This is a genomic window from Paenibacillus marchantiophytorum, assembly GCF_014640555.1.
Lineage (GTDB): Bacteria > Bacillota > Bacilli > Paenibacillales > NBRC-103111 > Paenibacillus_E > Paenibacillus_E marchantiophytorum.
The window spans coordinates 282,108-307,784 of record NZ_BMHE01000004.1 but is presented as its reverse complement, the minus strand read 5'-3'; the positions used below and the strand labels follow the sequence as shown (position 1 = coordinate 307,784).

Sequence of the window (25,677 nt, the reverse complement as noted above, 5' to 3'; positions counted from 1 at the left end):
ATTTTCCTCAAATTCCTACTCCAAGGGGCAGCGTGCATATTTAGACGCATCAATTGGTAAATTAGAAGCAACATCTTGGAAAGAGGCTGATGGCATGGCAAGAGATTTACCTATCGGAAATGGCAATGTGCTCATTAATTATGATGCTGCTTATAATATTCGTGACATGTATTACCCTTTAGTAGGTCAAGAGAATCAATCTAGTGATCATCTTTCACATTTTGGTATATGGAGTCCTGAAGGATTCTTCTGGATCGATCAACCTGAAGTGTCAAAAAAGCAGATGTACCTGGAAGATTCCTTAGTTACCAACGTGGAATGCGTGCACGAAAGATTAGGTCTAAGTTTTAATATACGAGATGGTGTGGACGTTCAGCAAAATATTTTTTTGCGAAAAATGAAAATCGAAAACCGCTTTGACACGGAAAGAGAGATCAAGCTCTACTTCCATCTGGATTTGCAAATCTATGGAAATGGTGTCGGGGATACGATTTATTATGATCCGGAACTGCAATCGCTGCTCTTTTATAAAGGCCATCGCTATATGTCGTTATCCTGCTACTCGCCCGATCAAGAGAAATCAGCGCCGAGCGGTTATGCTACAGGGCAAAAAGGGATTCATGGCTTGGAAGGCACTTGGCGTGATGCGGAAGATGGCCACCTGGGTGGAAATCCAATCGCGCAAGGCTCTGTGGATGGCATTATCGAAATGACGCTGAAAATCCCTGCTAAAAGTACGAAAGAGGCCTGGTTCTGGATCTGTTTTGGCAAAACGAAGCAAGAGGTCGAACGCTTGGAGCGACTGCTCAGGGCGGCGAAGCCCCAAACTTTATTGCAGCGCACACACGATCATTGGGTCAAATGGGTCAATCAAGACCCGCATCAGCTGTCGCTGCTCAAGCCAGATTTGGCCACCTTTTATAAGCGATGTTTGTTGATTACCAGAACGAATATCGACAATCGGGGGGCTATCATTGCCGCGAACGATTCTGACATTTTGAAATTTGCCAAAGATACGTATTCGTATATGTGGCCCCGCGATGGTGCTTTGGTGTCGCATGCGCTTGACCGGGCAGGCTATCATGATTTGGCCAGAAAGTTTTTTGACTTCTGTATCAGAGTGCTTACACCAGAAGGCTATTTGATGCATAAATACAACCCGGACAGTTCGGTTGGTTCCAGCTGGCATCCGTGGGTAGATGGGCAAGGCAAGAAACAGCTGGCGATTCAAGAAGATGAGACGGCACTGGTTCTATATACGCTGTGGCATCATCATAAGCTGGCCGGAACGTTGGAGCAATCCCGCGAGGATTATGAGAAATTCGTGAAGCCGACGGCCGACTTTCTCGTTCATTACCGAGATGCCTCAGGCCTCCCATTGCCTTCCTATGACCTGTGGGAAGAGCGTTATGGGGTTCTGGCATTCACGGTCTCTTCCGTTTATGCAGGGCTGGTTGCAGCAGCGCGCTTCGCCGAGTTTCACCAAGATAAAGCTCGTGCTGTTTATTATGCTGATATCGCTGAATTGGTGAAGAAAGCAGCTGAGCAGCAGCTTTTTGCACCCGAACAGAATCGCTTCCTAAGGGCCTTATATTGGAGCTATGAGGAAAATAAGTATATACCGGACTATACGATGGATATGAGCATGTATGCCTTATTTGATTTTGGGTTATTTGAATTGGGTGACCCGCGGCTCATTGCTACGATGCAGTTGTTGAAAGAAAAGCTGTGGGTACATACCGATATAGGGGGTATCGCCCGTTATGAGAACGACTATTATCATCAGGTTACGAATGATATTTCGCAAGTTCCCGGAAATCCATGGTTCATCTGTACGCTTTGGTACGCAGAGTGGCTTGTTGCGTCAGCGCAAACGGTTCAAGATCTGGTAGAAGCCGAGGATTTAATGCGCTGGGCGATCAAGCATGCTTTGCCATCTGGCGTTATGGCTGAACAAGTACAACCATATACCGGAGAGCCAATGTCCGTATCGCCGCTGACATGGTCGCATGCTTCTTATATCAAAGTTGCACAAGAATATTTGTCCAAGCTCAAGCAGTTGACCTCCAATAGCCCCAAGTCAAGTATTGACGCAAGTGAGGATAAAGTGCTGGAACCCGTTATTCACTAGCTGGGAGGAATCAGTGATGAGAGTAGTACGAGTCAAAAATGTTCGGCAGGGGACCCCTTCGATTGTCCTTGAAACAATGCCGGACCCAGCGCTAGCGCATCCGCAGGAAGTGCTTGTCAAGGTGCTGGCCGTAGGGCTGGATGGGACGGATAAAGAAATAGTAAAAGAGAAATATGGCGTGCCGCCGGAAGGCGAGGATGACTTAACGACCGGACACGAGTCGCTTGGCGTTGTGATGGAGGCAGGGGCAGACAGCGGCTTCCGCAAGGGGGATCTGGTGACCGCGATTGTGAGGCGGCCCTGCCGCAACCAGCGCTGCGTGAATTGCCGCAACGGTCACTCGGACTTCTGTCAGACGGGCGAGTATGTGGAACGCGGCATCAAGGGAGCCAACGGCTTCCTCTCCGAGTTCTACAAGGAGGAAGGCCGATACTTGGTGCAGGTTCCCGTGGACCTGCTGCAGCACGGGATGCTCGTCGAGCCGCAAAGCATCGTCGAGAAAGTATGGGACCAGGTGCTGCGCGTCCAGCAGCGCCTGATCTGGGAGCCGCAGAGAGCACTGGTTCTCGGCTCAGGGCCCTTGGGGCTGCTCGCCGCGATCACCTGCCGGCTGCTGGGGCTTGAGGTGTTGGTGTGGTCGATGTCGCCACAGGACAGTCTGCAAGCGCAGCTTGTGAAGGACATCGGCGGCTCGTACCAGCAGGCCGGCGCAGCAGGCAGCGCCGCGACTTTGACGGCTTATGCCGAGAGCATCGGCAAGCCGCTGGATTTCATTCTCGAATGTACGGGCTACAGCCCGCTTGCCTTCGAGGCCATGTCTATCCTAGCGCCCAACGGTGTGTTGGCGCTGCTGGGGGTTACGCCAGCTGATCGGCAGCTGGAGATTTCATCCGACATGCTCAATCAGAGCATGGTGCTGGAGAACAAATGCGTGCTGGGTTCAGTGAACGCAGCGCGCAAAGATTTTGAAACCGCCATCTACCGCCTGCAGCAGATGGAGAAGCAGTACCCCGGCTGGCTGAATCGGTTGGTCACCAACCGTATGGATCTGGACGCCGTGCCGCAGCTTGATTTTGCCACCATCGAGATTAAGGCGGTGGTTGACCTGGTTCCTGTGGAACAATGGCGTGGCCTTGTGGAACAAACGAATGAAGTAGCCTATAGTTTCTCGGTATAAGTGAGTGGTTGTACGTGGCGGCTAGTGGGCAGAAGGATGCCCGCGTGCCGCTTTTTTATGTTTTGGAGTGATCGCAGAGATACGCCAGCTGCCTCGCGGGGAGGTAAGGGAACTACAGTCCGCTATTCTAGCCAAAAGTGCCCATATCGCGGGGGTGAGGGAACTACAGTCTGCTATTTTGCTATTTCATGGGAAATTCAGCGCTTTTCACGGAAATAAGGCCCTGTAGTTCCGCTAATACCCTCGCATCCCTGCTTTTTGACCAAATAGCGTCCTAGAGTTCCCTTACGATCCCTCCAAATCGAAAGCGTGATCCGCAGCTAACCCATTTTGAGAGTAACATGTTATGTTAGACTTCTTTTCTATAATTTTCTATAATAAGGGGGAAGGGGAGGACGAATATTGATGTCGAATAAATGGTTAAGAGATAATGGGATGCACATTTCGTGGCTCATTGCTTTAATTGCTACTTTGGGAAGTCTGTATTTTTCTGAGATTATGCATTTTTTACCTTGTAAATTATGCTGGTATCAACGCATTCTTATGTATCCTCTTGCGATTATTTTGGGGATTGCTGCTGTGCGCAGAGACTATAAGCTAACGATTTATGTTCTGCCTTTGACGATCTGGGGAGCTTGTATCTCCATTTATCACGTCTTGCTGCAATCAGGTGTTTTTCATGAATCAGCTACGGGCTGCGGCCCTGTTCCTTGTGATGTGGATTACTTGAATTGGCTTGGATTTATTACAATTCCGATGCTTGCTGGAACAGCTTTTATCCTGATCAGCATCCTCCAATATTTGACGTATCGCGCCACGAAATAAGACGTTTTTTTCCGAATAGGCAGGTAATTTGTCTGGTGCTGTCGAAATGAGAATGAGCAATTTCATTCCATAACGAGGTGCTCTCATGAAGCCAATTACTAAAAGCGCTGCACTGCTGATCCTTTTTAGTGCTACATTGATCGGCTGTGCAGACAAAAGCCTGCTCCCCACAGCTTCAAGTCCAATTCCAACGGCAACGCCGCAAGCAACGGCAGCTGCAACGCCAACACCTACAAGTAAACCAACGGCAACACCTGTGCCGACACCTAAAGCTACAACTGCCCCAACGCCATCGCCCGTGTCAACGGCAACACCTGTGCCAACTGCTACTCCAAAATCATCTGTCGTAGGTACGAATCCCAAGCCGTCAGCAGCCGAGAAGGTTCCTTATTCTTGGTACTACATGAAAAAGAAAACAGGGCAAGTGCCCGATTTTCCGAAAGAAACGAAATCATTCACCGCAGATCAGAAAGCCGTATGGGTGGGCACCGGTAAAAAAGTCTACTTAACGATCGATGCAGGTGGTCCTTTGATCGAGGTCGATCTCATGCTGAAATCACTCAAAGAAAATGGTGTGAAAGCCAACTTCTTTATTTCAGGAAACAACATCAAGAAAAATCCTGATTATTTGAAAAAGATTGTTGCTGACGGTCACTTCGTTGCCAACCATACAATGACGCACAAAGATTTCAATGAGCTGAGCGATGATCAGATTCGTAAGGAAATAACGGATTTTGAAGCTTTATACAAACAATTGACAGGGAAAGAAGTCGAGAAATATTTCCGCTTCCCTTTTGGAAGTTACAATATGCACAACCTTAGCTTAGTATCCAGTATGGGCTATACGTCTGTCTTCTGGTCCACAGCCATGCGCGATTGGGAACCAAGAGCGAACGGAGCTGAGGATCCTTACAATGACATTATGAACAATTTGCACGATGGCAATGTGATTTTGATGCATCAGGGCTCTGAGGAAAATATGCAGGCGCTAGCTCGTATTTGCAAAGAGATTAAGAAGAAAGGCTACGAATTCGGCCTTGTGAATGAGCTCGAGTCCAAAAAATAGGGGACAGACCAGAAAACCGATTACTTCACCCAGGTACCTTTCAGCTTGTACGTTCATATTCTATCCAAGTGGTTCCGTAATTCATTAAGCGGCAAAGGAAGCGGATAGGTGTGCAGCAAGCGATAGCCGTACTGGACTCCGGAGTCGGAGGATTAACCGTTGTAAAAGAAGTCATGAGACAGCTGCCGCAAGAAAAAGTCATTTATTTCGGAGATACAGCACGAAGTCCTTATGGTCCTCGCTCTGCCGGAGAAGTGCGCAAATTCACACGACAAATCGTTGACTATTTAGTACAATTTAATCCTAAAATGATTGTTATCGCTTGCAATACAGCGACTGCAGTTGCCATAGACGATATCCGTGAGCGCGTATCAATTCCTGTGCTTGGCGTCATTTCGCCAGGCGCCAGAGCGGCCATCAAGCATACTAAAAGTGGAATTATCGGGGTTATTGGTACGGATGGAACGATTCGAAGTAAAGCCTATGAACAGGCGTTAAGACTTATTTCTCCGCAAATTCAGGTCTATAGCCAGCCGTGCCCTTTGTTAGCGCCTTTCGTTGAACAAGGGATGTTCGATCCTACTCGCTCGCTAGAGGTGGTTGAACAATCACTTAGACCGTTGGCAGGAAAGCCTATGGATTGTTTAATTCTGGGCTGTACGCATTATCCATTCCTGACGGAAGCGATCTCAAGTGTCATGGGGCCGGACGTTACGTTGATTTCTTCCGCAGACGAGACTGCAAGAGAAATCAGTACAATCCTTTATCATCAGAACTTACTGGCTTCGTCTGGATTCCTCCCGATTCATCAATTTTTCTGCAGCGGTGAGCCTGAACGTTTCAAGAAAATTGCCGAAGGCTGGCTCAAAGAGCAGATCTCCATAACACCAGTCGTATGGCAGGTGCCGACGATTATTTAATTGAACGAGCGAAATAGACCCGATTGGGTCTATTTTGCTTTGTTGGTGATGCCGCATGATTCTTAGGCTGACGGCATATTCATATCCTACGAAGTAGATAACTGAGCTGTGAGGTGGTCATATGTTAGGATACGGATATGCAACACTTTGGGAGGAATTGAATCGACTTGGCAAGATATATCCTTTCCTGCATTTTGAAATGATTGGTGAAAGTGTTATGGGGAAACGCATCCCTGCGCTGCGAATTGGCGCGGGAGCGAGAGAACTGCATATGAATGCAGCGTTTCATGCGAATGAATGGATTACGACGCCGCTGCTGATGCAGTTTGTGGAGGATCTGGCTTGTGCTTACGCCCGAGGTACGGCTTGGCAGGGCAGCAATATTAGACGGCTTCTTGCCGAATATTCCTTATGGATAGTCCCGATGGTGAACCCCGATGGCGTGGATCTCGTTCTACAAGGGGTCACGGAAGATCATCCGTACCGTGAGATACTGTTGGAGTGGAACGGCGACAGCTTGGATTTCAGCAATTGGAAAGCGAATATCCGCGGGGTAGATTTGAATGACCAGTTCCCGGCACATTGGGAAGATGAGGCTGCCCGCAGAGGTCAATTGGGACCGGGGGAGCGGGATTACGGCGGGGAAGCCCCACTGACTGAGCCGGAGGCTTTAGCGATGGCTCAGTTTACGGAGAATCACGCTTTTGAACTCGTCTTGGCATTACATACGCAAGGTAGAGAAATATATTGGAATTACCGCGGCTATGAACCGCCAGAGTCTGAATCCTATGCAGAGCGATTGTCGCTCGCAAGCAATTATAAAGCTGTTAAGCTGACAGATAGTGACGCAGGCTACAAGGACTGGTATATCCAACAGTTTCGCAAGCCCGGTTTCACGATTGAAGTCGGCTGTGGGGAGAATCCCCTGCCAATAGAAACATTTTCTTCCCTCTATTCAGAAATTGTGCCGATTCTATTAACTGCTTTAGATTTGCAAGCTGTCAGTCGGTAGACAAGTAGCTTGAACTTGACCTTGCCCCCCCAAGAACCGTTCCGACCAAGCTTCATATACTGAAGGGAGGAAATTGTTGGGAGGCGTGAATATGGCACCACCTAAAGGGAAGGGCAAGGTATCCAAGAAGAAGGTACTGTCATCCAGAGCGCAGTACACGATGAGAATGGTAGAATCATCGACATGCGCCGTTTGCAAGACACCTTGCACAAGAGGACTTCATTATTTATCTTTAATGTCTCAGCCAGGGGCTGTGGGTAAAGGGGTTCCGTGCATTTTGACAAGACGCAAATTAAATTAATGAAAAAGTCCATGCTTCCCAAAAGGAGGCATGGACTTTTCGCTTATTTATGACCTTTTCCACTTTTCTGATCCTGAGTGCGTGTTGTTGTGTTTTTGCTGCTTTGTCCTTGTTGTTTATGACCTTCAGACATTGTGTTTCACCTCTTGAGTACGTTTTGGGAGTGCGAGATTATTATGAGCATTCGAATGGATTTGATACGATAAAAAATAAAAGCCCTGACCAGACGATATACATCGTTAGTCAGGACGATAAGCCGAATAGATCTATACAATTAATGGTTGGGAGTGAGCAGCTTGTCTTCCAATGTTTGTTTCAGCTTCTTGATGGCATCTGTTTCTAGCTTGTGGTTCTGACTAAATTTGGCTCCCGTTAAAGCAAGCGCTTCCTTAACAGTCATCTCTACGCGAATAACTTCTTCGCCTTGCGAGATTTGAATGGATTTTTGGCCCATTTTCATCACTCCTATGTCAACTTTTTGAAGTGAAAACCTTGATTTGTCGCACTTTTAATATAACATATCATGTCAGGTTAAACAAGGGTTATTAAGACCTATTTTATAAAGAAAATAATGTCGCACGATGGTTACTGGCCTACCTTTTCGGCCGCATCCACGGTGTGCTTGAGCAGCATGGCTATGGTTACCGGACCTACGCCGCCTGGAACAGGTGTAATCGCACTCGACTTCGTGAGACAGGCCTCATAATCGACATCGCCGATATTCCCTGAATTGTATCCGGCATCGATGACAACGGCGCCTTCTTTGATCCAAGATCCTTGAACAAAGGCTGGTTTGCCTACCGCAGCAACAAGAATATCTGCTAATCCAACGATATGATCGAGACCGACTGTCCGGGAATGACAGATGGTGACCGTTGCGTTTCGGTTCAAAAGCATTAGGGAAACAGGCTTGCCAAGAATGGGGCTGCGGCCAATAACGACGGCATGCTTGCCTTCGATAGGGATTTGATAATCATCCAGTATGGCTAGGATCGCCGCAGGGGTGCAGGAAGGAAAGCTTGCTTCGCCAAAAGCATTTTGCGCAAAGCCCAGCATCGTAACGCCATCCACATCTTTATGAATGCTAATGGCTTCAAAGGCGGCTCTTTCGTCAATTTGAGGCGGAACCGGATGCTGTAACAGAATGCCGTGAACATAGGAATCTTGGTTCATTTCATGGATGACGGCAATAAGCTCTTCCGTTGTCGTCGTTTGCGCGAGATGAATGCGTCTGGATTGAATCCCTAAGCGGCGGCAGGCATTGCCTTTCATGCGCACATAGGTTTCCGAAGACGGATCATCACCAACCAGGATGGTGACCAGACAAGGCTGGATGCCTTTTGCCGCTAATTGGCTGACTCTAATGGCTAAATCTTGTTGGATCTGATGGGCAACGCGGGTACCGTCCAATAACAATTTGTCTGAATTCATCTTGCCACAACCCTTCGAATGGATGATAAAAACACAAAGAGGCAAGGGGATGACTCCCCTTACCTCTGCCCAGGCGTACGGCATATGCATCAATGTGCTTCCCCATGGATATCCATGTTCCGCCAGTTACACATTAACTTTCAATTATTTTTATCATAATCGTAGGCCCAATAAAACGCAAGCTTAGCATCTAGATCATCCATATTAAGTATAGCAGCGAATTTCCAAGATTTCAGCTCGCTCAGAGCCATTCGTAGCCTCAATGAGAACACGGATTCGATCCGTTGTCACAGGGGCTGTCAGCACATGAACATGATGCCGAGTGTGATTGTCAGTTCCTTCTGCTACGGTAGTCCACTCACCACTCGTGAATGCTTGTAGTTTATAAGATTTAACGAGTTCCGGGATTATTTCAAAATCGGTTCGATGATGGTGCAGGTTAATCAAATCTTCATTGACATCATCATTGAATGTAAGATGCACGCTCTGAATGTGGACAGCTTCTGTCCAGCTCACTTCAAGCCATTGGGGCTCGGAGACTTGTAAGGAAGTTGATGACCATGCATGAGGTCCGCCATAAGGACGCTTATAGCCATCAGCAGCTTTATCCGGTGTAAATGCCTTCGTAGGCGAGAGCAAGCGGAAACAGATAGGGCTTCGAACGAATTGGTACTGACGCCAGTCCACCACGGGCTGGTGATGATGCATATCGCCGAAATCAGCCGACTTCTCGCTGCCGTAGGCGAATGAATGGACCCCAGTCTGCGGTTGGGCGGATTGATGAACAGAAACAGCGGGATTGTTTTTCAGAATAATAAAAGCATTCTGCGCCGTTTCTGGGTGCCACGCAAGCGGAGCCTTCACCCAATGCTGTGTTCCCTGCGGGACGGCAACTTGGATGGAACTCACCAGACTTGCTGGAACGTAGTTCTGCGGCTTTCCTGTGCTCCAAAGCTCAACAGTCAGCTCAGTAGCTTCGGAAGCGTCTAAGAGCAGTTCTACGCCTTCTATGAACGGATCTACCGGCAAGAGTAAAGCAACGTGTTTATCCAATGACAGGATAGACGCAGATTGCTCCAGTGCAAGCTGTGTCAGCGTGCTGGAGGCGCTCACGGCGGCAGCGCTGCGCACGAGATCGGCTGCATCCGTGTTCTTCACGCCGAGCACAGCAGCATCCTGGCGCAGCAGCGTTTGCTGCAGCTCGCCCAGGTGGCCGTCGTGCAGCTCGCGAGGCGAGATGCCCTTCGCCGCGCAAAGCGCGGCTCCCGTGCCGGCGGCTTCGCCGATGACAGCGCAGGTTGCCATAACGCGCGTAGTGCCGAAGGCCACGTGGGACGCGCTGATGTTGCGTCCAGCCATCAACATATTCGTCACGTTGACGGAGTAGAGGGAGCGGAACGGAATATGGTAGCTGCCATCCATATGCATATGCTTGGAGCCGCTCACTGTGGCATACATGCCTTGCGGCGGATGCAGGTCAATGGACCAACCGCCGAAAGCAACGCGGTCAGCGAACAGTTCCTGGGCGATAACATCGTTCTGATTCAGCACGTAGTCCCCAACGAAACGACGATATTCCCGCTTGCCTGGCAAGGAACCGATCCATTCGAGCGTGAGATTGTCGCTGTCGAATTGACCGGAATTTTTGATGTAATTCCATATCCCGTAAATAACGGAGGACAACTCGTCGCGAATGCGTTCATTATCATGAACAGTATCCAGTTCACCGCCCCATTCAATCCACCAATACGAACAGCCATTATCCCCGCTGCGAATGACACGTTTCATGGGGATTGAAGTCTGCGTGATATCTTTGGCGAAGCTAGGTGCGATATATTTAACCGGACGGCCAGCATCCTTTGTGTAGAACAACAGCGTACTTCCGAGCGTGATGTCATCTTGGACAAGCGGAGCCCATTCTTCGTTGAATTCCTCTTGGGCCTCGCGGCCAATACGAAACTTGGCGCCAGCCAAGAACCCTACAAGGCCATCCCCCGTGCAGTCGAGGTAAACGCGGCTGTCAAAGCGAATCCGACGTTCAGATCCCATCATCCAGCCCGTGACGGAGCGGATCGTACGACTGTGTTCATCCCCATCTGCTTCAACTTCATGAACATCTGTATTTAAGAAAAGTGTAATATTCTTTTCTGCTTTCACTTTTTCAAGCACAATCAGATCCCAGATATAAGGGTTTCCATCGATATTGCGGTACTGATTTTCGACAAACAACTCGCCCATAATGCCAGTTTCACGCGCATTGCGGTGTACACCATGGGAAGTGGCGCCGCATACCCATACGCGAACTTCACTGCTGGCGTTTCCGCCAAGTACCGGACGATTCTGAACAAGAGAGACAGTTTGACCTAATCGGGCTGCTGCAACAGCCGCGCAAACGCCTGCTAAACCGCCGCCAACTACGGTAATATCGGATGATACGATTTCTTGTTTCATAACTAAGCACCTCGCTGTTGAATGGAATGTATTTGATTTCATCATAAAATAAATGATTCCCAATGAACATGCAGAGAGTTACAATAAGCATATACTTTATTTCATTATCAGGGAGGCTGTTGGATGCGCTCTCACGATCTGTCATTGAAACTTCTTGGGCATGTATACTGGCATAAGAAGACGGAGTTCATGTTGGAAGTAGATGATTACCCGCTTTGGACGTTATTTGCGGTAGAAGAAGGTCGGTTTGCTTATCGAATAGGTGAGCATCAAGGTGAAGCCAGTTTCGGAGATTTGGTGCTATGTCCACCTCAAACAGCTTTCCACCGCCAAACATTGGAGCCCCTTTCCTTTCATTTCTTGCAGTTTATGTGGCTGTCAGAACGAAGCACAGAGGAAGAAGGCGATTGGGCTGGCAAGCTGTCGATTCAAGATAAAGATCGATTACTCTCCAATTATCGCTATCTAAGACAACTGCAGGGTTGGGACGAAGAGAGCACGATGCATAGACAGCATATGGTGAATGATCTGATTCGTATCGTTGCCATGGAGCGGGCGCTAAGCGATGACACGATTTCTGAATCGGATGAGCTCATGGAGGATGCGCGCAGGTTTCTACTGGAGCATGCCTACGAACGCTTATCCATGTTGGATGTGGCTGTAAGTCTGGGCCTGACCGCTGTCCAATTTACCCGTAAATTTCGCCGAGCCTTTGCCCAGACACCGTCCGAATTTCTGAATGAAATTCGCCTTACGCGAGCTCGGCATCTCCTCGAGGGCTCGGCCTTAACCTTGGATGCCATAGCCGCGAAGTGCGGGTATGAGAATGGTTTTTATTTGAGCCGCGTCTTCACGCAGAAGATCGGCATGGCGCCATCGGTCTATCGCAGCAGACACCGTGTATAAAAGAAGAGCCTTGATCTCCGGTTATGGAACCGAATCTCAAGGCTCTTGTTCATTTAAGGTCCGTCGTAGGGAAGTCGGCCTTCGACGTATTCATCCTCAGGCTTGCGAATCCAGCGCTGTAAATATCCTTGCGTATGTAAGGCTTTAATCAAGATGATCAGGACAGGGGAGAGAATCACGCCTGCAATCCCAAACAGAGAAAGCGAGAGAATCATAAAGGCTAGGGTTGTAAAAGCCGATACGCCCAAGGATTCCCCAGTAATCTTGGGCTCCATGATTTGCCTGACGAGAATCACGACAAGCAAGATGGCGCTGAGCCAGATTGCTAGTGTCGTTTGACCAACAATGAAGAGATAGATAATCCATGGGATGAACAAGGTCGACACGCCCAGCAATGGCAGCACATCAAAGATGGCTGACAAGAGCGAGATGGAGAAGGCGTTGTTGACGCCTAGAGAGAGTAACGCAATGAAGACAACGACGAACGTCAAGGTAATCAGTTTAGCTTGTGCTTTTATGTAAGAGACAATGCCTTTCACCACGTTCTCCTTGAGGAAAAAGAAGACGGATTTGAAGGTTTTGGGTGTCTTTTCACCGGCAATGCGTTTCCAGGAATCAATTTCGATACTGAGGAAATACGCCAAGATGATGCCGACGATAAAATTAAACATAAAGGTCGAGAAAGAGGTGAGTTTCGTCACCAAGCCAGATAGAACGGCGATGATGAATTTGGAGGCGTTGCCAGCGAATTGTCCGGCATAGTCTTTGGCTTTGGTGATGACATCGGGCGGCAGTGTTTGGAAGCGATCATTCAATTCACTGATTTTATGTACAATTTGATCATTGAAAATAGCCTGATAATCATCGACTTTATCGACAAGACTCATGATTTGACTGGTAAAAATAACGACGGCACCTGCCAATGCGCCCAAAATTATCAAGACAAACAGCAGCGTGGAAATGGCGGATGCAATTGACTTGCGCATTCCTTTGCGATGCAAAAACCTAGCGAAAGGCTCGATCATCATAAAAATGATCAGAGCCAGAAAGATAGGCGTTGCGATGCGGTACAGATAGCTGAATAACAGCATGAATAGATATACAGTTAGAACAATGAGAGCAATGTCAAAGGCTGTTCTCCAATATTTCCTGTAAAAAGAAAGCATGCATGTTCCTCCGGCATCATGATTGTTCGGTTAAAATAATCGGGCCTTCACTTGTAATGGCAATCGTATGCTCATATTGGGCAGATAGGCTGCCGTCATAAGTTCTAGCTGTCCACCCATCGGCATCGACCTTGGAATGGTATTTCCCGACATTCAACATCGGCTCAATCGTGAAAACCATCCCTTCCTTAATGCGCGGGCCTTTGCCGGCAGGTCCATAGTGAGGGACTTGCGGTTCTTCATGCATTTCGGAGCCGATGCCGTGTCCGATAAAATCTCTGACAACGGAGAAGCCTTGTGCTTCGGCATATGCTTGAATGGCATGGGCCACATCGCCGATGCGGTTGCCGGGGATGGCTTTCTCAATCCCTTTGTAGAGTGATTCCTTCGTGACGTTCAATAATTTCTCAGCGATCGGCGAGATGGTTCCGACTGCATAGGACCAAGCAGAATCAGCCAACCAGCCGTCTATACGAACAACCATATCAATAGTGACAATATCGCCGTCTTGAAGCGGTTCTTTTTTCGGAAAACCATGGCAAATCACGTCGTTGACGGAAGCGCATGTCGCATATTGATAACCATGATAGCCCTTTTGCTCGGGCGTAGCACCGTTTTTGGCTAGAAAACTCTCGACGAATTGGTCAATTTCCCAGGTGGTGATGCCTGGACGAATCATTTTAGCGATTTCTTTGTGGCAATCAGCCAGAATACGGCCGGCTCTGCCCATTTTTTCAATTTCTTCTTTGGTCTTGATGGTAATCATGACGTTCCACTCCTCTGACGATATTCTTACATTATGTCCATTTTGCTGACCATAGCTTCATTTCTTTTAATATTTGATGCAAATCCTCGCCTTTTGGTGTCAGCGTATACTCGACCGTAACAGGCACAGTAGGGTAAGCCATTCTTTCCAAGACCCCATGCTCTTCCAGGTGCCTAAGAATATCTGTCAATGACTTGGGACTAATGCCCGTGACTTGGCGCTGCAGCTCACCGAATCGCTTCGTTCCGCAAAACAATTCTCGCAGCACGAGAAACGCCCATTTGCCGCCAATCACTTCAAGTGTACGTTCAATGGAGCATGCAATTTCTTTGGGTACTTTCGGAATATAGTTGCTGAGTGGAGCGACTTTTTCATTCTCTAGGGTTGACATAAGTTCGCTTCCTTTCAATGTATAATACCCGACACTAACGTAGAGGTAAGTAAGTAACCAGCCTGTATTTAGTGTCAATTGTTTTCACTACTATGTATTTTAAAGTTCAGGCCATGAATTAGCAAGACTTACGTACTTTGTTTGCGTCGAGAGATGTTTACGAAGGTTCCATGGACAAAGGTTGATTTCGTGCCTTAGATTCTTTACAATAAGAAATAAAATTATAGTTTCAGGAGATGTGTACATATGAACGTCAAAATTTCTCGTAACGCAGCAAAAGTTCTTCAATTGGAGCTTGATAAAGAAGAAAACAAAGGTTTGTTAGTTCGTGTACAAGTGACTCATTCCCATGGTGACCACGCTCACTACGGTTTAGGTCTTGACGATAAATCAGAAAATGACGTCCTTGTCAGCACGGATAAAGGGATTGATGTGATTTTGGATAAAACGGAGCCGTTGCTCGATGGCATCCGCATTGATTACTTCTATACGCCGGAAGAAGGCTTCATGATTACAAACCCAAGCAAGGGGAATCACGGAGATCACTAATGCGCAATGATATTCGCATTTGTGATAAATGCAAACACATGAAAGTGAAGTCCGCCCTTTCAAAAATAAGCGTCATTGCTCCGGAAACTGAGGTCAAAGTAGCTTGTAAATCGTATTGCGGCCCTTGTTCTCGCTTTGCTTTTATTTTCATTAATGGCCGCTATGTAACAGCTCCTACGGAAGATGAAGCCATTGAAAAGGCAAAAAAATATGTGAAATAACCAAAAAGCATCCGCTCATTCTGTGAGCAGGATGCTTTTTGCATTAGATAAGGCTGAATCCATGCGGATAAGTGTCGATAAGGAAATAAGCCATCGGATCTTGTTTGGAGTAAACGCGGAGTTACTCCAGCTGCCTCGCGGAGGAAAGGGAACTACAGTGCGCTATTTTAGCAAAAAGTGGTTTTATCGCGAGCGAGAGGGAACTGCAGTGCGCTATTTTGTTGTTTGAAGGGGAATTCAGCGCTTTTCGCGGAAATAAGACCCTGTAGTTCCGCTATGACCCTAGAATCCCTGCTATTTGCCTAAATAGCGTACTGTAGTTCCCCTTAACAGGATTTGTCCGCTTCGAAGAAGCTGATCTCTCAGGGCGGCGAAGCCGTTTTGATAATTTAAGCTTGGACAGCGGATTTCTCAAGCAGTTTACGAATTTGCTCATCGATTTTACTTGGTTTTGTAGTAGGGGAGAAGCGTTTGAGGACGCGGCCATCTTGATCAACGAGAAACTTCGTGAAGTTCCATTTAATGCCTGAGCCAAATATACCGGAAGTCTGTTGTTTCAGGTGGCGGTACAAAGGATGCGCGTCGGATCCGTTCACATTAATTTTGGAAAACAGGGGGAAGTTGACGCCGAAATTTAATTGGCAAGCCTGTTGAACCTGTGCATCGTCACCGGGTTCCTGATCCATGAATTGATTGCATGGAAAACCCAGCACGCTGAAACCTTGATCTTTATAGGTGTCGTGGAGCTCTTGAAGTCCTATAAATTGGGGAGCCAATCCACAATTCGTTGCCGTATTGACGATAAGCAGTACTTGACCTTTGTAGTCAGCAAGGGATTTCTCTTCACCGCGGATCGTTCGAACCGTAAATTGATGAACGTTCAAAAGGATCACCTTCTCCTATTTATTTTGTACAAATTAATTGTACACAACTTTTAGTCGGATTGCAAAGATTAATTTATTTACAAAACATTCATATCTCTCTAACACTGTGCGAATAGACAAGCCGTAAGCTAATCTCAAAGGAAGATATCAAATCATTGGAGGGTTAAAATGAAAAGATTTTTTAGAAGAAAACGCTTGCTCTTATTGTTTGCCGCTATGGGTACCTTAACCAGTGCAACTGTTGTCGCAGCAGGTCCGGCAGCGCTGGAAGCTATTGCGGTAAAGTTTCCAATAACATCCGGTGGCAAAACGCTAACCCTCGACAAAGATCCCGTTGTCATTGACGGCAGTACCTATGTACCCCTTCGCGCGATTGGTGAAGCACTTGGGAAGCAAGTGGAATGGAATGAATGGAATCAGTCTATTTCCCTCAAGGATATTCCGAAAGTGACAGGGAAATTTGAGTGGAAAAATGCGCCTGTTCTGGACAAAGGGATTCAAGAAGGCGGCTTCTCCGGTCTAGTGCATTTGCCCAAAGATGCTCCCGATACGTTCTATGCGCTTGCGGATCGCGGACCTAATGGTGAAATAGGCAAAGATAAATTACGCACATTCCCTATTGAAAGTTATGTTCCTCGCTTGTACAAATTCAAAATTGCGAACGGTACGATTGAAATTCTGGAGACGATTAAACTCTCCTTGCCGGACGGCAAAATCGATAAAGTAAGCAAGACCAAATACATAACAGGTTTGCCGAACCTAGACGGAACGGACGAAGTGCCTTACGATGAGAAAGGGGCAACGAAACTTTCCTACGATCCGGACGGATTGGACTTGGAAGGTATCACCTACAGCCCATCGGATGATACGTTTTGGATTTCGGATGAATACCGGCCATCCATTCTTCAAGTTAAACGCGATGGAACGATTCTGGGCCGCTATGTGCCAAAAGGTGCCAAAGAGAAATTAGTGCAGGCCGGCGCACAAATCCCTATTTTCGATACGCTGCCTGAGGTTTACAACAAACGTATTGCCAACCGCGGCTTCGAAGGTGTGACGATTTCACCAGACGGTAAATTCCTATATACTTCCATTCAAAGTCCAATGGCTAATCCGGATAAAAAAACAGGGGAAGCCTCCAGAAATCTGCGTATTCTTAAGATGGATCTGGCGACGAAACAAATCGTTGGTGAGTATGTGTATGTGGCCGAACAAGCGGGAATGTTTGTGAAAGTGAATCAAAAAGATATCGTCATCAGCGATATGTCGGCACTTTCGAGTGATGTGCTGTTGGTGGATGAGCGTGATAAAAACGCGGGCGCTGATGCTCAGTTGAAGAGGATCTACAAATCCGATTTCTCGAAAGCAACGAATATTTTGGGGAAAGAGGCCAGCAATAACTTGGAAGGGCTATCCATTCAACAGTTGAAGAATCAAGGGATTCAGCCTGTAAGCAAAGAGTTGATCGTTGATATTGCCAAACTTGGCTATCCCTATGAGAAGATCGAAGGACTAGCGGTCGTTGACAAAAATACGATTGCCATTGTCAACGATAACGATTTCGGTATCAGCTATGATGAAAAAGGCGTATTGACGTTGACAGGAGCTCCCACACAATTGCAACTTATTCAAGTAACGGATGACTTATCTACCAAATAGTTGGATAAACGAAACCCAGGTTAACGAGCTGTGCTCGCGGACCTGGGTTTTCTATTCAAACGATATCGGCAAGCGCTTTTTCTACGTCTATGTACTTGAATGTAAATCCATTCGCAAGAAGAACGTGCGGGAGCACCTTTTGGCCGTCTAAGAGAAGGGTGGACAATTCGCCGAAAATCAGCTTCAGCACGAAAGCGGGGAGCGGGAATAGATTAGGTCTATGCATCGCTTTCCCTAATGCCCGTCCGAATGCTAGATTGGTCACCGGATTCGGCGCTGTGGCATTAACCGGTCCAACGATGGCATCGTTCATGATGCAGAAATCGATTAATCGCACCATATCTTCAATATGGATCCATGAGAGCCACTGCTTGCCGCTGCCTATTCGGCCGCCAACGCCAAGCTTGTAAGGCAGAGCCATTTTGGGAAAAGCGCCTTCTTGGCCATCGAGCACAAGTCCTACGCGCACTTTGACGATTCTGGGTCCTTTGATTTGATCTGCCGCGTGTTCCCACTGCTCGACGACACCTGATAAAAAATCGACTTGACGATGAGGACTTCGCTCATCGAATGTCTCTGTCTCTGAAGTACCGTAGACGGACATCCCAGAAGCATTGACAACCACTTTTGGTTTGGTGGTCAACCTTTCAACGAGCTGTGCAACCTGTTCAGCGGCCTTAATGCGTGATTGGACAATGCGCTCTTTGGCTTTGGGGGTCCATCGTTGATTAATGGATTCTCCAGCAAGATTGACGATCGCATCCAAGCCTTCGAGGTCTTGTGAAGAGGTTCGCAGTTGCTCCCAGGTTATAGTACGCGCATGCGGGCTCACAGCTTGGGCTGAACGGGAAATATTGATTAATTCATGGCCTTGCTGCTGCAAATGTGAGATCAATCGCTTGCCAATAAAGCCGCTGCCGCCGGTAACTGCAATTTTCATCGATCAGCACCTCCTTACGAGTATTATAGGTGTTGCAACCTCTATTTTCCAACGATTGTTATTCTTCGATTTACATAGATGTGTTATATTGGAAATAAGGAGGGATGCTCATGTTTCGTTTTTTATTCGGGAAATCATCCAAACCGCCCAAGCGCAATCGTCCTGGGAAATCCAAACCTAGTTATCGCGCAGCAGATTTACCGCAAGGGCTTGGTTTGCAAGCCGGCATTCCATTAGCTCGTCTAGTCGCTAAATTGGACAGCGCACTTCCGCCTGATTATGTAGAAAGACTCCAATATCGTGTCAAAATTGAACACCCGCTTATGAGTGATGATGAGTTTTCCTGTAAATGGTTTGAATTGAAACGATTTTTCCTCATGAATCTGATCTTAAAGCGAACCCCGATGTTCAGCCATGAAATCGACGCTATTTGGCACGAGATGCTGATGTTCACACGGGAATATCAACGCTTCGGAGAGCAATTCGCTGGTGGCGTTATTCACCATGCGCCAGAGCGCGAACCAAAGGAAATGCCGGGAGAGCGCGCATGGTTTGACTGGGTGTATGCGCATTTATTTGAATTTACGCCAACCAGCGCCCGCTGTTGGAATGGCTTTTTCCGTAATCCGTTGGATAAGGAACGAACAGACTTGCTTCGCGGCGGGAACGAAGAGGAGATCGCCGAGCTGTGGTTTGATATGGAGCAAGCGAAGCGATATCCCGAAGTGGCTGAAACGATCGGCTTGCTCGTAGCGCAAGCGATCTCGGAAGCCGAGAAGGCCGCGAACAGCCGCAGGTTTGAGGATACAGGCTGGCAGAACTCCTTATCCGGGCCTAACAGTATGGTCTACTTGGCTGGCGCGATGATGTTCTTCTCCATCAGCGAAGCCCACGATTACACGAGCGGCATGGACTCGTATATGCCTGAGAATCAAGAAGATACAGGGAAAGACAGAACCTCCAACTGCTCGGCGTCAGGCTGCGGTGGCAACAGCAGTGGCGACAATAGCGGCGACACCAGCTCCGGCGGTGATTCTGGCAGCAGCAGCAATTGCAGTTCCGGATCGGGTTCCTCCTGCTCATCTTCCAGCTGCGGTTCTAGCTGCAGCAGCTAGCCATTAGACCCAAATCAATCAGAGACTGTTCTCAAGGTGTTCGACACTTGAAGACGGTCTTTTTTGTTGTGCGCTCTACATCCAACAAAAACCAATAAATCGAAGACACCAATCGCCAATTTTCGTGTATAATTGGAATTCGATGTTCATTTGATTGACCGTCGGTAAATAAAGTGGTGATAGGAGTCTCTTTACATGAATCGGTTGCGTGGTTTTCTTGGTTCTTATCATCCCATTGTGCATACGCTGCTGTTGGGAACGGTGATGGCTAGGGCAGCGTCATCGATGAGCTTGCCTTTTCTTGCCATCTATTTGGCTAGACATTCGTCCATGAGTCCCGTCATGATAGGAGTCGTTATCGGGATGGGCTCTCTGGCAGGAACGGTCGGCGGTTTTATTGGCGGGACATTATCTGACCGATTTGGCCGAAGAATTATTATGTTAACCGCACTATTCGGCTGGGCGTTCGTATTTCTTGGCTTCAGTGTCGTTAAATTACCGCTGCTGTTCATGCTGCTCAATATGCTGAACGGGCTGTGCCGGTCCTTCTATGAACCGGTATCGCAGGCCTTGATGGCAGATCTGACAGAACCTGCGAAGCGACTCAGCGTATTCTCACTACGCTATATGGCCATCAATGTTGGGGTTGCTGTTGGTCCATTGTTAGGTGCTTTTTTTGCCACCTGGAGCGGCTCGCTTCCTTTTATGATCACCGGTATCATTTATTTTATCTATGCCGTTACCCTGTATGCCCTGTTAAGCAAGTTTGGCATAAAAAAAATCGAAGGCGAGAAGAAATCACCTGTTACTTTTGGTTCTGCATGGCGTGTCATTCGCAATGATATGACTTTTCGCTACTATATTCTAGGCGGTATTATTGGCGCAATCGGCTACTCGCAGGTCATGGTGACACTTTCGCAATATTTGGAAAAAAGCTTTGTGGATGGCGTCAAAATGTTTGCCATTCTGATGAGCGTTAATGCAATTGTTGTAATTGTCATGCAAATTCCGCTTACGCGCTGGTCTGAGAAGTATACGCCGCTTGCAGCTATCGTTTTTGGCAATTTGATGTTTGCCTTAGGCGATATTGGATTTGCGATGTCGCATTCGCTTATTTGGCTCATTGTTTCGATGAGTATTTTTACATTGGGTGAGATCTTGAATTACCCGGCAGCGAATATGTTGATTGACAAATTAGCGCCTGAGCATATGCGAGGGACGTATTTTGGTGCCCAAACCTTAACGAACGTCGGTCACTTTATGGGGCCATGGATTGGTGGATTTTTGCTTGTTTCCTATGGGGGCAGCACGTTGTTCAACATCATGGCAGTAATTACAATGGCGGGTTCCATTTTCTACTGGAAAGGCACGATTCGTCAAAGGTTGCCGAAAAATACGTCGAAAAAAGAAATTTTATGAAAATAATTGAAAAAATAGTTCTTGAGAACTATTCGAATTCAAAACAACTTCCCTTATTCTTGAGAGTGTAGATCATTTAAACCAAATTCAACCGATACAACATGTTACACATCTCGACAAAGGCAAAGCTGACGAAAGTCAGTGACGCAAAGCTAAAGGGGCTTCCTTGTCCTGAAACGGACTCATTGCCAGCCAGCTGCCGAACGATTGGGTATTCAACATAGAACCCCTCCGATCGGATTAATCGTGGGGTTTTTCTCTGTCATAACCAAATACGAATAAAGGAGGACCAAGCAGCATGCAGTCTGAACTACATGAAGAGCAAAAAGTAACTTCGCTATGTGGTAATCATGTTGCCCGTTTGGTGCCGTCTTCAGACGGACCAAAGCTGATGATTAATCGAGAAGAATATGCCTTGAATGAAAATTGCTGGGATGTTGAAATGTTTCATGGGAGAAGCAACAGCATCTTGATTTTCTACTGGAAAGGCGAAGTTAAGCTATCCGTAAAGATACCGCCTATTGCTCAAATCGAAGCATTTTTGACTAGGCTTTATCAATGTTTGTCTTCCAAGTTAAGAACGGTGCAGCCGATTTAGGCGTACCGTTCTTTTTTTCAGCATTTAAGACTTTATCAGTTTTGGAGTGAACGGGGAGTTACCGGGCCGCCTCGCGCGGGAGGGAACTACAGTGTGCTATTCTGGCGAAAAGTGTCAGTATTGCGAGTTAGAGGGAACTACAGTCCGCTATTTTGCTGTTGGATGGGGAATTCAGCTCTTCTCGTGGAAATAAGGTACTGGAGTTCCCTTAATGCCCAAGTATACCGCCTTTTTACCTAAATAGCGTCCTACAGTTCCCTTTATAGACGGGGTACTCCCTATTGGCCGAATAAGGTTATTGAGTTCGTAAGGAAGCTTGTGAAGATGCATTGACTTAAAGACCTAGCCGCAGGCTAGGTCTTTCCTTGCTGCTAGCGGAAGTGTTCTCCGCAAGACAAAAGCATTGTCACGAAACGACAGAAGCTGATATAATAATAAACGATAAGGTAAGTAGTGCAAAAGAACTACGATTAGGGGGCTACACGAGCATGAGATTAATTACACGTTCGGATTTTGATGGTCTGGTATGTGCGATGCTTTTCAAAAAAATGAATATGGTGGATGAAATGAAATTCGTCCATCCCAAAGATATGCAGGACGGTTTGATTGAAGTTACGGAGAACGATATTTTGGCCAATGTCCCCTATGTAGCTGGGTGTGGTCTATGGTTTGATCACCATTCCAGTGAACTTGAACGTATGGGCGAGAAGGTAGCGTACAAAGGTGAAACGCGGATTGCCCCAAGTGCGGCGCGTGTCGTTTATGATTACTATGGCGGCCAAGAAACCTTTGGCGATATCGATGATATTATGCAAGGCGTAGACAAAGCGGATTCGGCACAATTTAGCAAAGAGGATATTTTGAATCCAAGCGGTTGGGACCTGTTGTCCTTTATTATGGATGCCCGCACAGGCCTCGGTCGCTATCGCGATTATGCAATCAGCAATTATCAACTCATGGAAGAACTGGTCGAGCACTGTGCGACGAAATCTGTTCATGAAATCATGGAACTGCCTGATGTGAAGGAGCGCGTGGCACGTTACCTGGAATTGGACGTTCTCTATCGCGACATGCTGCAAACCTATACACATACCGAAGGCAATGTCATTATTACGGATCTGCGTAATGTAGAGACCATTTATCCAGGCAATCGTTTCATGGTATACGCCCTTTATCCGGAGCAAAATGTATCGATTTGGATTGTCGATGGCCGCAATAAACAAAACTGTGTATTCGCGTGCGGTCATAGTATTGTCAATCGCTCCTCCAAGACGAATATCGGAAACTTGATGCTCCAAAATGGGGGCGGAGGTCACCAAGCTGCGGGGACTTGTCAGGTGGATTATGACCAAGCTGAGGATGTATTGAAGCAAATAGTTGCAACGATGAGAGCAGAGGGTTAATTCATAAAACCAACCGCAGGACAGGAACCTCCCTGATTGCGGTTTTTGACTAGATATCGGCATAGGAGGCATCTCTATGAGATTGGATAAGTGTGAAGGAATTGCAGGCTAAGGGAATTGAGGTGGAGCCGGTGTTTATTGATTCGATTACAGGAGATAAATACACATTTTTTGCAGATCCAGACGGGCTGCCTTTGGAGTTGGTGGAACATGTCTAGCGACAATAGGAGAACGACGGAGCAGGAGCCCAAATTGAGCTTTGCCAAAGGCTGTCTGTGGAGTCTTGTTGTGATGATCCCTGTTTGGGCTATTTTTATTTGGTTCTTTTTCTTTAAATAGAACTCTTTGTTAGCTTGATTGGATGAGAACTGCTATCGGCAGGCTGATCGAATGAGCGACAAAGGTTTTTTTTTATTTTTTTGTATAGGGTATGGGGGTATGGTATATTCTAAAGGGGTGAATTTAATTATATGAAAACAATTTTAATTGTTGATGATGAAGAAAAAATTCGTGAAGTGGTTGCGTCCTATTTGCAAAATGAGGGCTATCGGGCTATTCAGTCCGAAACAGGGAACAAAGCACTTGAACTCGTTCGAGGTGGCAATGTGGATCTACTCATTCTGGATCTGATGCTGCCGGACATGTCCGGTGAAGATGTATGCAGGGCGATACGGCAGTTTTCTCCAGTTCCTGTCATCATGCTAACAGCGAAGGTTTCGGAGGATGACCGCGTCCAAGGCTTAACACTCGGTGCCGATGATTATGTCTTGAAGCCTTTTAGCCCACGTGAACTAACAGCAAGAGTCAAAGCTATACTTCGTCGCACGCAGGATGATACGCTTCTTGCAGAAATCATCTCGTTTCATCATGAGGATCTCGTCATTCGGCCAATGAAGCATGAAGTTTATAAAATCGGCAAACGGCTAAATCTGACTCCCAATGAATATAAATTGCTGCTGATTCTGGCACATCATCCTAACCGAACTTTTACACGGGAGGAACTCGTCGAAAAAGTGCTCGGTTTTGATTTTGAGGGCGATCATCGATCGATCGATCAACATGTCAAAAACCTCCGTCAAAAAATAGAAACGGATCCCAAAAAGCCTCAATACATCGTTACCGTCTACTCCATAGGTTATCGGTTTACGGGAGGGGAATCATCGTGAAAGGATTATACGCACGGATTGTCATCGCGTTTATTAGCATAGCGTCCGGTGTTTTGCTCATCTCAACCATAGCGTTTATCGTAGCGACACATTACCACTTCTCCCTGTATCAATCACAAACGATGGAGATGAACTCACCGACATTTGATGCCCATTTTGAGCAGGCATTAGTACAGTCTGTTCTTTGGTCTGCCATCCTGTGCATATTGCTCTCCGTTCTGATAAGTCTTTTGGTCGCCAAGAGGATCACAGCTCCGCTCATACAAATGAAAAAGGTCGCAGAGCGCATGGCGCAAGGAGAGCTCAGCACAAGAACGACAGTCAAAGGCAAGGACGAAATCGCCGATCTGGGGGGCTCCCTTAATCATCTTGCTGAACAACTGATGCTTCAGGAGCAGTTGCGTAAAACGATGACGGCTGATGTGGCGCATGAATTAAGAACGCCGCTTGCAACACTCAAAAGCCATATGGAAGCGATGATAGATGGCGTTTGGACGCCAAGTCCCGAGCGACTGGAGTCTTGTTATGAGGAGATTGAACGTTTGCGATTCCTGGTAGGCGATTTAGAGCAATTAACGGAAATGGAGTCCCCCCATTTCAGGCTGAAGCTGCATCAAGAAAATGTAGCAGTCATTGTTCAACGCAATATCGAAGCGATTCGGGCTTCTTTTGACCAAAAGGGAGTTCATCTTGTATTTGAAGGTTTAACTAACGTTGAAACTGTACTGGATAGGCAGCGTTTAGGTCAAATTGTGGTGAACCTTTTAACGAATGCGCTAAAGTTTACGCCCCAAGGGGGGAAGGTCTCTGTTGAAGTGAAGGAAGAACAACACTCCGTGATCATTCTTGTATCGGATACTGGAATTGGAATTAAAGGAGAGGATCTACGTTTTGTATTTGAACGGTTCTACCGCGCAGAGAAATCCCGGGATCGTAAATCAGGCGGGAGTGGGATTGGATTAACGATTGTAAACAAATTGGTGGAAGCGCATGGAGGAACTATTCGAATGGAAAGTCGTGTTGGTGAAGGAACAATGGTAGAGATATATATTCCTAAGATTTTAGTGTAGATCTAGATAAGATCTATGTAAGTCTACATAAGATCTACACAAGCATCTTTTATAATAAAGGTTATCAGGAGGAGTGACTTAGATCTCAGATCAAAGATCTCATAAGAATT

Annotated in this window: 26 protein-coding genes, 1 pseudogene and 2 riboswitches; of the genes and pseudogenes, 19 read left to right on the top strand and 8 right to left on the bottom strand. The window is 46.9% G+C overall.

Annotated elements, in window-relative coordinates:
• Positions 1-94: 94 nt before the first annotated feature.
• From IEY34_RS06805 to IEY34_RS06775, 7 genes are all read left to right on the top strand, one after another.
• Entirely contained in the window at positions 95-2,131 is a 2,037-nt protein-coding gene (locus IEY34_RS06805; protein WP_189009487.1) for a glycoside hydrolase family 15 protein, read from the top strand.
• A gap of 16 nt (positions 2,132-2,147) precedes the next feature.
• Positions 2,148-3,308 (top strand): glucose 1-dehydrogenase, encoded by a 1,161-nt coding sequence (locus IEY34_RS06800; RefSeq protein WP_189009484.1) that lies wholly within the window; start codon positions 2,148-2,150, stop codon positions 3,306-3,308.
• Between the two features lie 405 nt (positions 3,309-3,713).
• Positions 3,714-4,133: a disulfide oxidoreductase gene (locus IEY34_RS06795; protein ID WP_189009481.1), complete on the top strand. Its 420-nt coding sequence runs from the start codon at positions 3,714-3,716 to the stop codon at positions 4,131-4,133.
• An 85-nt stretch (positions 4,134-4,218) separates the two neighbouring features.
• Positions 4,219-5,199, top strand: coding sequence for a polysaccharide deacetylase family protein (locus tag IEY34_RS06790; RefSeq protein ID WP_189009477.1), 981 nt, complete (start codon positions 4,219-4,221; stop codon positions 5,197-5,199).
• Between the two features lie 110 nt (positions 5,200-5,309).
• The gene (racE, locus tag IEY34_RS06785; protein WP_189009474.1) at positions 5,310-6,119 is read left to right on the top strand and encodes a glutamate racemase; all 810 of its coding nucleotides are present in this window, start codon (positions 5,310-5,312) and stop codon (positions 6,117-6,119) included.
• A gap of 121 nt (positions 6,120-6,240) precedes the next feature.
• Positions 6,241-7,131 (top strand): M14 family metallopeptidase, encoded by an 891-nt coding sequence (locus IEY34_RS06780; RefSeq protein ID WP_189009471.1) that lies wholly within the window; start codon positions 6,241-6,243, stop codon positions 7,129-7,131.
• 91 nt (positions 7,132-7,222) lie between these two features.
• Complete coding sequence (locus IEY34_RS06775) at positions 7,223-7,432, top strand: hypothetical protein (RefSeq protein WP_189009468.1); 210 nt, start codon at positions 7,223-7,225, stop codon at positions 7,430-7,432.
• Between the two features lie 274 nt (positions 7,433-7,706).
• Here the strand turns inward: IEY34_RS06775 and IEY34_RS06770 are convergent, their stop codons facing one another.
• The 3 genes from IEY34_RS06770 to IEY34_RS06760 all read right to left on the bottom strand — a co-directional run bounded on the left by IEY34_RS06770 (position 7,707) and on the right by IEY34_RS06760 (position 11,314).
• Positions 7,707-7,886: a hypothetical protein gene (locus IEY34_RS06770; RefSeq protein WP_189009465.1), complete on the bottom strand. Its 180-nt coding sequence runs from the start codon at positions 7,884-7,886 to the stop codon at positions 7,707-7,709.
• 131 nt (positions 7,887-8,017) lie between these two features.
• Entirely contained in the window at positions 8,018-8,863 is an 846-nt protein-coding gene (locus IEY34_RS06765; RefSeq protein ID WP_189009462.1) for a bifunctional 5,10-methylenetetrahydrofolate dehydrogenase/5,10-methenyltetrahydrofolate cyclohydrolase, read from the bottom strand.
• 60 nt (positions 8,864-8,923) lie between these two features.
• Positions 8,924-9,003, bottom strand: a riboswitch (ZMP/ZTP riboswitch).
• 64 nt (positions 9,004-9,067) lie between these two features.
• Positions 9,068-11,314 (bottom strand): FAD-dependent oxidoreductase, encoded by a 2,247-nt coding sequence (locus tag IEY34_RS06760; protein WP_189009459.1) that lies wholly within the window; start codon positions 11,312-11,314, stop codon positions 9,068-9,070.
• Between the two features lie 123 nt (positions 11,315-11,437).
• Between IEY34_RS06760 and IEY34_RS06755 the strand changes: the two genes are divergently transcribed.
• Positions 11,438-12,220: an AraC family transcriptional regulator gene (locus tag IEY34_RS06755; RefSeq protein ID WP_189009456.1), complete on the top strand. Its 783-nt coding sequence runs from the start codon at positions 11,438-11,440 to the stop codon at positions 12,218-12,220.
• A 53-nt stretch (positions 12,221-12,273) separates the two neighbouring features.
• On the opposite strand, the gene ytvI is transcribed toward IEY34_RS06755, so the two are convergent.
• The 3 genes from ytvI to IEY34_RS06740 are packed head-to-tail and all read right to left on the bottom strand — an operon-like array spanning position 12,274 to position 14,543.
• Complete coding sequence (ytvI, locus tag IEY34_RS06750) at positions 12,274-13,386, bottom strand: sporulation integral membrane protein YtvI (RefSeq protein ID WP_189009453.1); 1,113 nt, start codon at positions 13,384-13,386, stop codon at positions 12,274-12,276.
• A gap of 16 nt (positions 13,387-13,402) precedes the next feature.
• Positions 13,403-14,152, bottom strand: coding sequence for a type I methionyl aminopeptidase (gene map, locus IEY34_RS06745; protein WP_189009450.1), 750 nt, complete (start codon positions 14,150-14,152; stop codon positions 13,403-13,405).
• A gap of 31 nt (positions 14,153-14,183) precedes the next feature.
• Positions 14,184-14,543, bottom strand: a complete 360-nt coding sequence (locus IEY34_RS06740) for a winged helix-turn-helix transcriptional regulator (RefSeq protein WP_189009447.1) — start codon at positions 14,541-14,543, stop codon at positions 14,184-14,186.
• A gap of 246 nt (positions 14,544-14,789) precedes the next feature.
• Between IEY34_RS06740 and IEY34_RS06735 the strand changes: the two genes are divergently transcribed.
• On the top strand, positions 14,790-15,092 hold the full coding sequence (locus IEY34_RS06735) for an iron-sulfur cluster assembly accessory protein (protein ID WP_189009445.1): 303 nt from the start codon (positions 14,790-14,792) through the stop codon (positions 15,090-15,092).
• The gene (locus tag IEY34_RS06730; RefSeq protein ID WP_189009442.1) at positions 15,092-15,313 is read left to right on the top strand and encodes a YuzB family protein; all 222 of its coding nucleotides are present in this window, start codon (positions 15,092-15,094) and stop codon (positions 15,311-15,313) included. Before IEY34_RS06735 ends, IEY34_RS06730 begins: the two co-directional genes overlap by 1 nt.
• A 389-nt stretch (positions 15,314-15,702) precedes the next feature.
• Here the strand turns inward: IEY34_RS06730 and IEY34_RS06725 are convergent, their stop codons facing one another.
• Positions 15,703-16,197 (bottom strand): glutathione peroxidase, encoded by a 495-nt coding sequence (locus IEY34_RS06725; RefSeq protein WP_189009440.1) that lies wholly within the window; start codon positions 16,195-16,197, stop codon positions 15,703-15,705.
• 168 nt (positions 16,198-16,365) lie between these two features.
• Here IEY34_RS06725 and IEY34_RS06720 point away from each other — a divergent pair, with 168 nt between their 5' ends.
• On the top strand, positions 16,366-17,856 hold the full coding sequence (locus IEY34_RS06720; RefSeq protein WP_229757501.1) for an esterase-like activity of phytase family protein: 1,491 nt from the start codon (positions 16,366-16,368) through the stop codon (positions 17,854-17,856).
• A gap of 55 nt (positions 17,857-17,911) precedes the next feature.
• Here the strand turns inward: IEY34_RS06720 and IEY34_RS06715 are convergent, their stop codons facing one another.
• Positions 17,912-18,796: a TIGR01777 family oxidoreductase gene (locus tag IEY34_RS06715; protein WP_189009437.1), complete on the bottom strand. Its 885-nt coding sequence runs from the start codon at positions 18,794-18,796 to the stop codon at positions 17,912-17,914.
• 110 nt (positions 18,797-18,906) lie between these two features.
• Between IEY34_RS06715 and IEY34_RS06710 the strand changes: the two genes are divergently transcribed.
• The 8 genes and pseudogenes from IEY34_RS06710 to IEY34_RS06685 all read left to right on the top strand — a co-directional run bounded on the left by IEY34_RS06710 (position 18,907) and on the right by IEY34_RS06685 (position 25,567).
• Positions 18,907-19,911, top strand: coding sequence for a UCP032817 domain-containing protein (locus IEY34_RS06710; RefSeq protein WP_189009434.1), 1,005 nt, complete (start codon positions 18,907-18,909; stop codon positions 19,909-19,911).
• A gap of 195 nt (positions 19,912-20,106) precedes the next feature.
• Positions 20,107-21,330, top strand: coding sequence for an MDR family MFS transporter (locus IEY34_RS06705; protein ID WP_189009432.1), 1,224 nt, complete (start codon positions 20,107-20,109; stop codon positions 21,328-21,330).
• Positions 21,331-21,441: 111 nt separating this feature from the next.
• Positions 21,442-21,534, top strand: a riboswitch (cyclic di-GMP riboswitch).
• Positions 21,535-21,628: 94 nt separating this feature from the next.
• Positions 21,629-21,928: a hypothetical protein gene (locus tag IEY34_RS06700; protein ID WP_189009429.1), complete on the top strand. Its 300-nt coding sequence runs from the start codon at positions 21,629-21,631 to the stop codon at positions 21,926-21,928.
• A 488-nt stretch (positions 21,929-22,416) separates the two neighbouring features.
• Positions 22,417-23,331, top strand: a complete 915-nt coding sequence (locus tag IEY34_RS06695) for a DHH family phosphoesterase (protein WP_189009426.1) — start codon at positions 22,417-22,419, stop codon at positions 23,329-23,331.
• 89 nt (positions 23,332-23,420) lie between these two features.
• Positions 23,421-23,549: pseudogene (locus tag IEY34_RS36585) on the top strand (VOC family protein); the annotation flags it as partial.
• Complete coding sequence (locus tag IEY34_RS37250; protein ID WP_268240110.1) at positions 23,542-23,670, top strand: hypothetical protein; 129 nt, start codon at positions 23,542-23,544, stop codon at positions 23,668-23,670. The pseudogene IEY34_RS36585 and the gene IEY34_RS37250, both read left to right, overlap by 8 nt.
• Positions 23,671-23,801: 131 nt before the next feature.
• Entirely contained in the window at positions 23,802-24,497 is a 696-nt protein-coding gene (locus IEY34_RS06690; RefSeq protein WP_189009423.1) for a response regulator, read from the top strand.
• On the top strand, positions 24,494-25,567 hold the full coding sequence (locus tag IEY34_RS06685; RefSeq protein WP_229757500.1) for a sensor histidine kinase: 1,074 nt from the start codon (positions 24,494-24,496) through the stop codon (positions 25,565-25,567). The genes IEY34_RS06690 and IEY34_RS06685 overlap by 4 nt, the downstream gene beginning before the upstream one ends.
• The last annotated feature ends 110 nt before the right edge of the window (positions 25,568-25,677 follow it).

Coding starts and splice junctions, on each gene's coding strand:
- IEY34_RS06805 (WP_189009487.1), top strand. CDS start 95: ATGGCAAGAGATTTACCTATCGGAAATGGCAATGTGCTCATTAATTAT.
- IEY34_RS06800 (WP_189009484.1), top strand. CDS start 2,148: ATGAGAGTAGTACGAGTCAAAAATGTTCGGCAGGGGACCCCTTCGATT.
- IEY34_RS06795 (WP_189009481.1), top strand. CDS start 3,714: ATGTCGAATAAATGGTTAAGAGATAATGGGATGCACATTTCGTGGCTC.
- IEY34_RS06790 (WP_189009477.1), top strand. CDS start 4,219: ATGAAGCCAATTACTAAAAGCGCTGCACTGCTGATCCTTTTTAGTGCT.
- IEY34_RS06780 (WP_189009471.1), top strand. CDS start 6,241: ATGTTAGGATACGGATATGCAACACTTTGGGAGGAATTGAATCGACTT.
- IEY34_RS06775 (WP_189009468.1), top strand. CDS start 7,223: ATGGCACCACCTAAAGGGAAGGGCAAGGTATCCAAGAAGAAGGTACTG.
- IEY34_RS06770 (WP_189009465.1), bottom strand. CDS start 7,886: ATGGGCCAAAAATCCATTCAAATCTCGCAAGGCGAAGAAGTTATTCGC.
- IEY34_RS06765 (WP_189009462.1), bottom strand. CDS start 8,863: ATGAATTCAGACAAATTGTTATTGGACGGTACCCGCGTTGCCCATCAG.
- IEY34_RS06760 (WP_189009459.1), bottom strand. CDS start 11,314: ATGAAACAAGAAATCGTATCATCCGATATTACCGTAGTTGGCGGCGGT.
- IEY34_RS06755 (WP_189009456.1), top strand. CDS start 11,438: ATGCGCTCTCACGATCTGTCATTGAAACTTCTTGGGCATGTATACTGG.
- ytvI (WP_189009453.1), bottom strand. CDS start 13,386: ATGCTTTCTTTTTACAGGAAATATTGGAGAACAGCCTTTGACATTGCT.
- map (WP_189009450.1), bottom strand. CDS start 14,152: ATGATTACCATCAAGACCAAAGAAGAAATTGAAAAAATGGGCAGAGCC.
- IEY34_RS06740 (WP_189009447.1), bottom strand. CDS start 14,543: ATGTCAACCCTAGAGAATGAAAAAGTCGCTCCACTCAGCAACTATATT.
- IEY34_RS06735 (WP_189009445.1), top strand. CDS start 14,790: ATGAACGTCAAAATTTCTCGTAACGCAGCAAAAGTTCTTCAATTGGAG.
- IEY34_RS06730 (WP_189009442.1), top strand. CDS start 15,092: ATGCGCAATGATATTCGCATTTGTGATAAATGCAAACACATGAAAGTG.
- IEY34_RS06720 (WP_229757501.1), top strand. CDS start 16,366: ATGAAAAGATTTTTTAGAAGAAAACGCTTGCTCTTATTGTTTGCCGCT.
- IEY34_RS06715 (WP_189009437.1), bottom strand. CDS start 18,796: ATGAAAATTGCAGTTACCGGCGGCAGCGGCTTTATTGGCAAGCGATTG.
- IEY34_RS06710 (WP_189009434.1), top strand. CDS start 18,907: ATGTTTCGTTTTTTATTCGGGAAATCATCCAAACCGCCCAAGCGCAAT.
- IEY34_RS06705 (WP_189009432.1), top strand. CDS start 20,107: ATGAATCGGTTGCGTGGTTTTCTTGGTTCTTATCATCCCATTGTGCAT.
- IEY34_RS06700 (WP_189009429.1), top strand. CDS start 21,629: ATGCAGTCTGAACTACATGAAGAGCAAAAAGTAACTTCGCTATGTGGT.
- IEY34_RS06695 (WP_189009426.1), top strand. CDS start 22,417: ATGAGATTAATTACACGTTCGGATTTTGATGGTCTGGTATGTGCGATG.
- IEY34_RS37250 (WP_268240110.1), top strand. CDS start 23,542: ATGTCTAGCGACAATAGGAGAACGACGGAGCAGGAGCCCAAATTGAGC.
- IEY34_RS06690 (WP_189009423.1), top strand. CDS start 23,802: ATGAAAACAATTTTAATTGTTGATGATGAAGAAAAAATTCGTGAAGTG.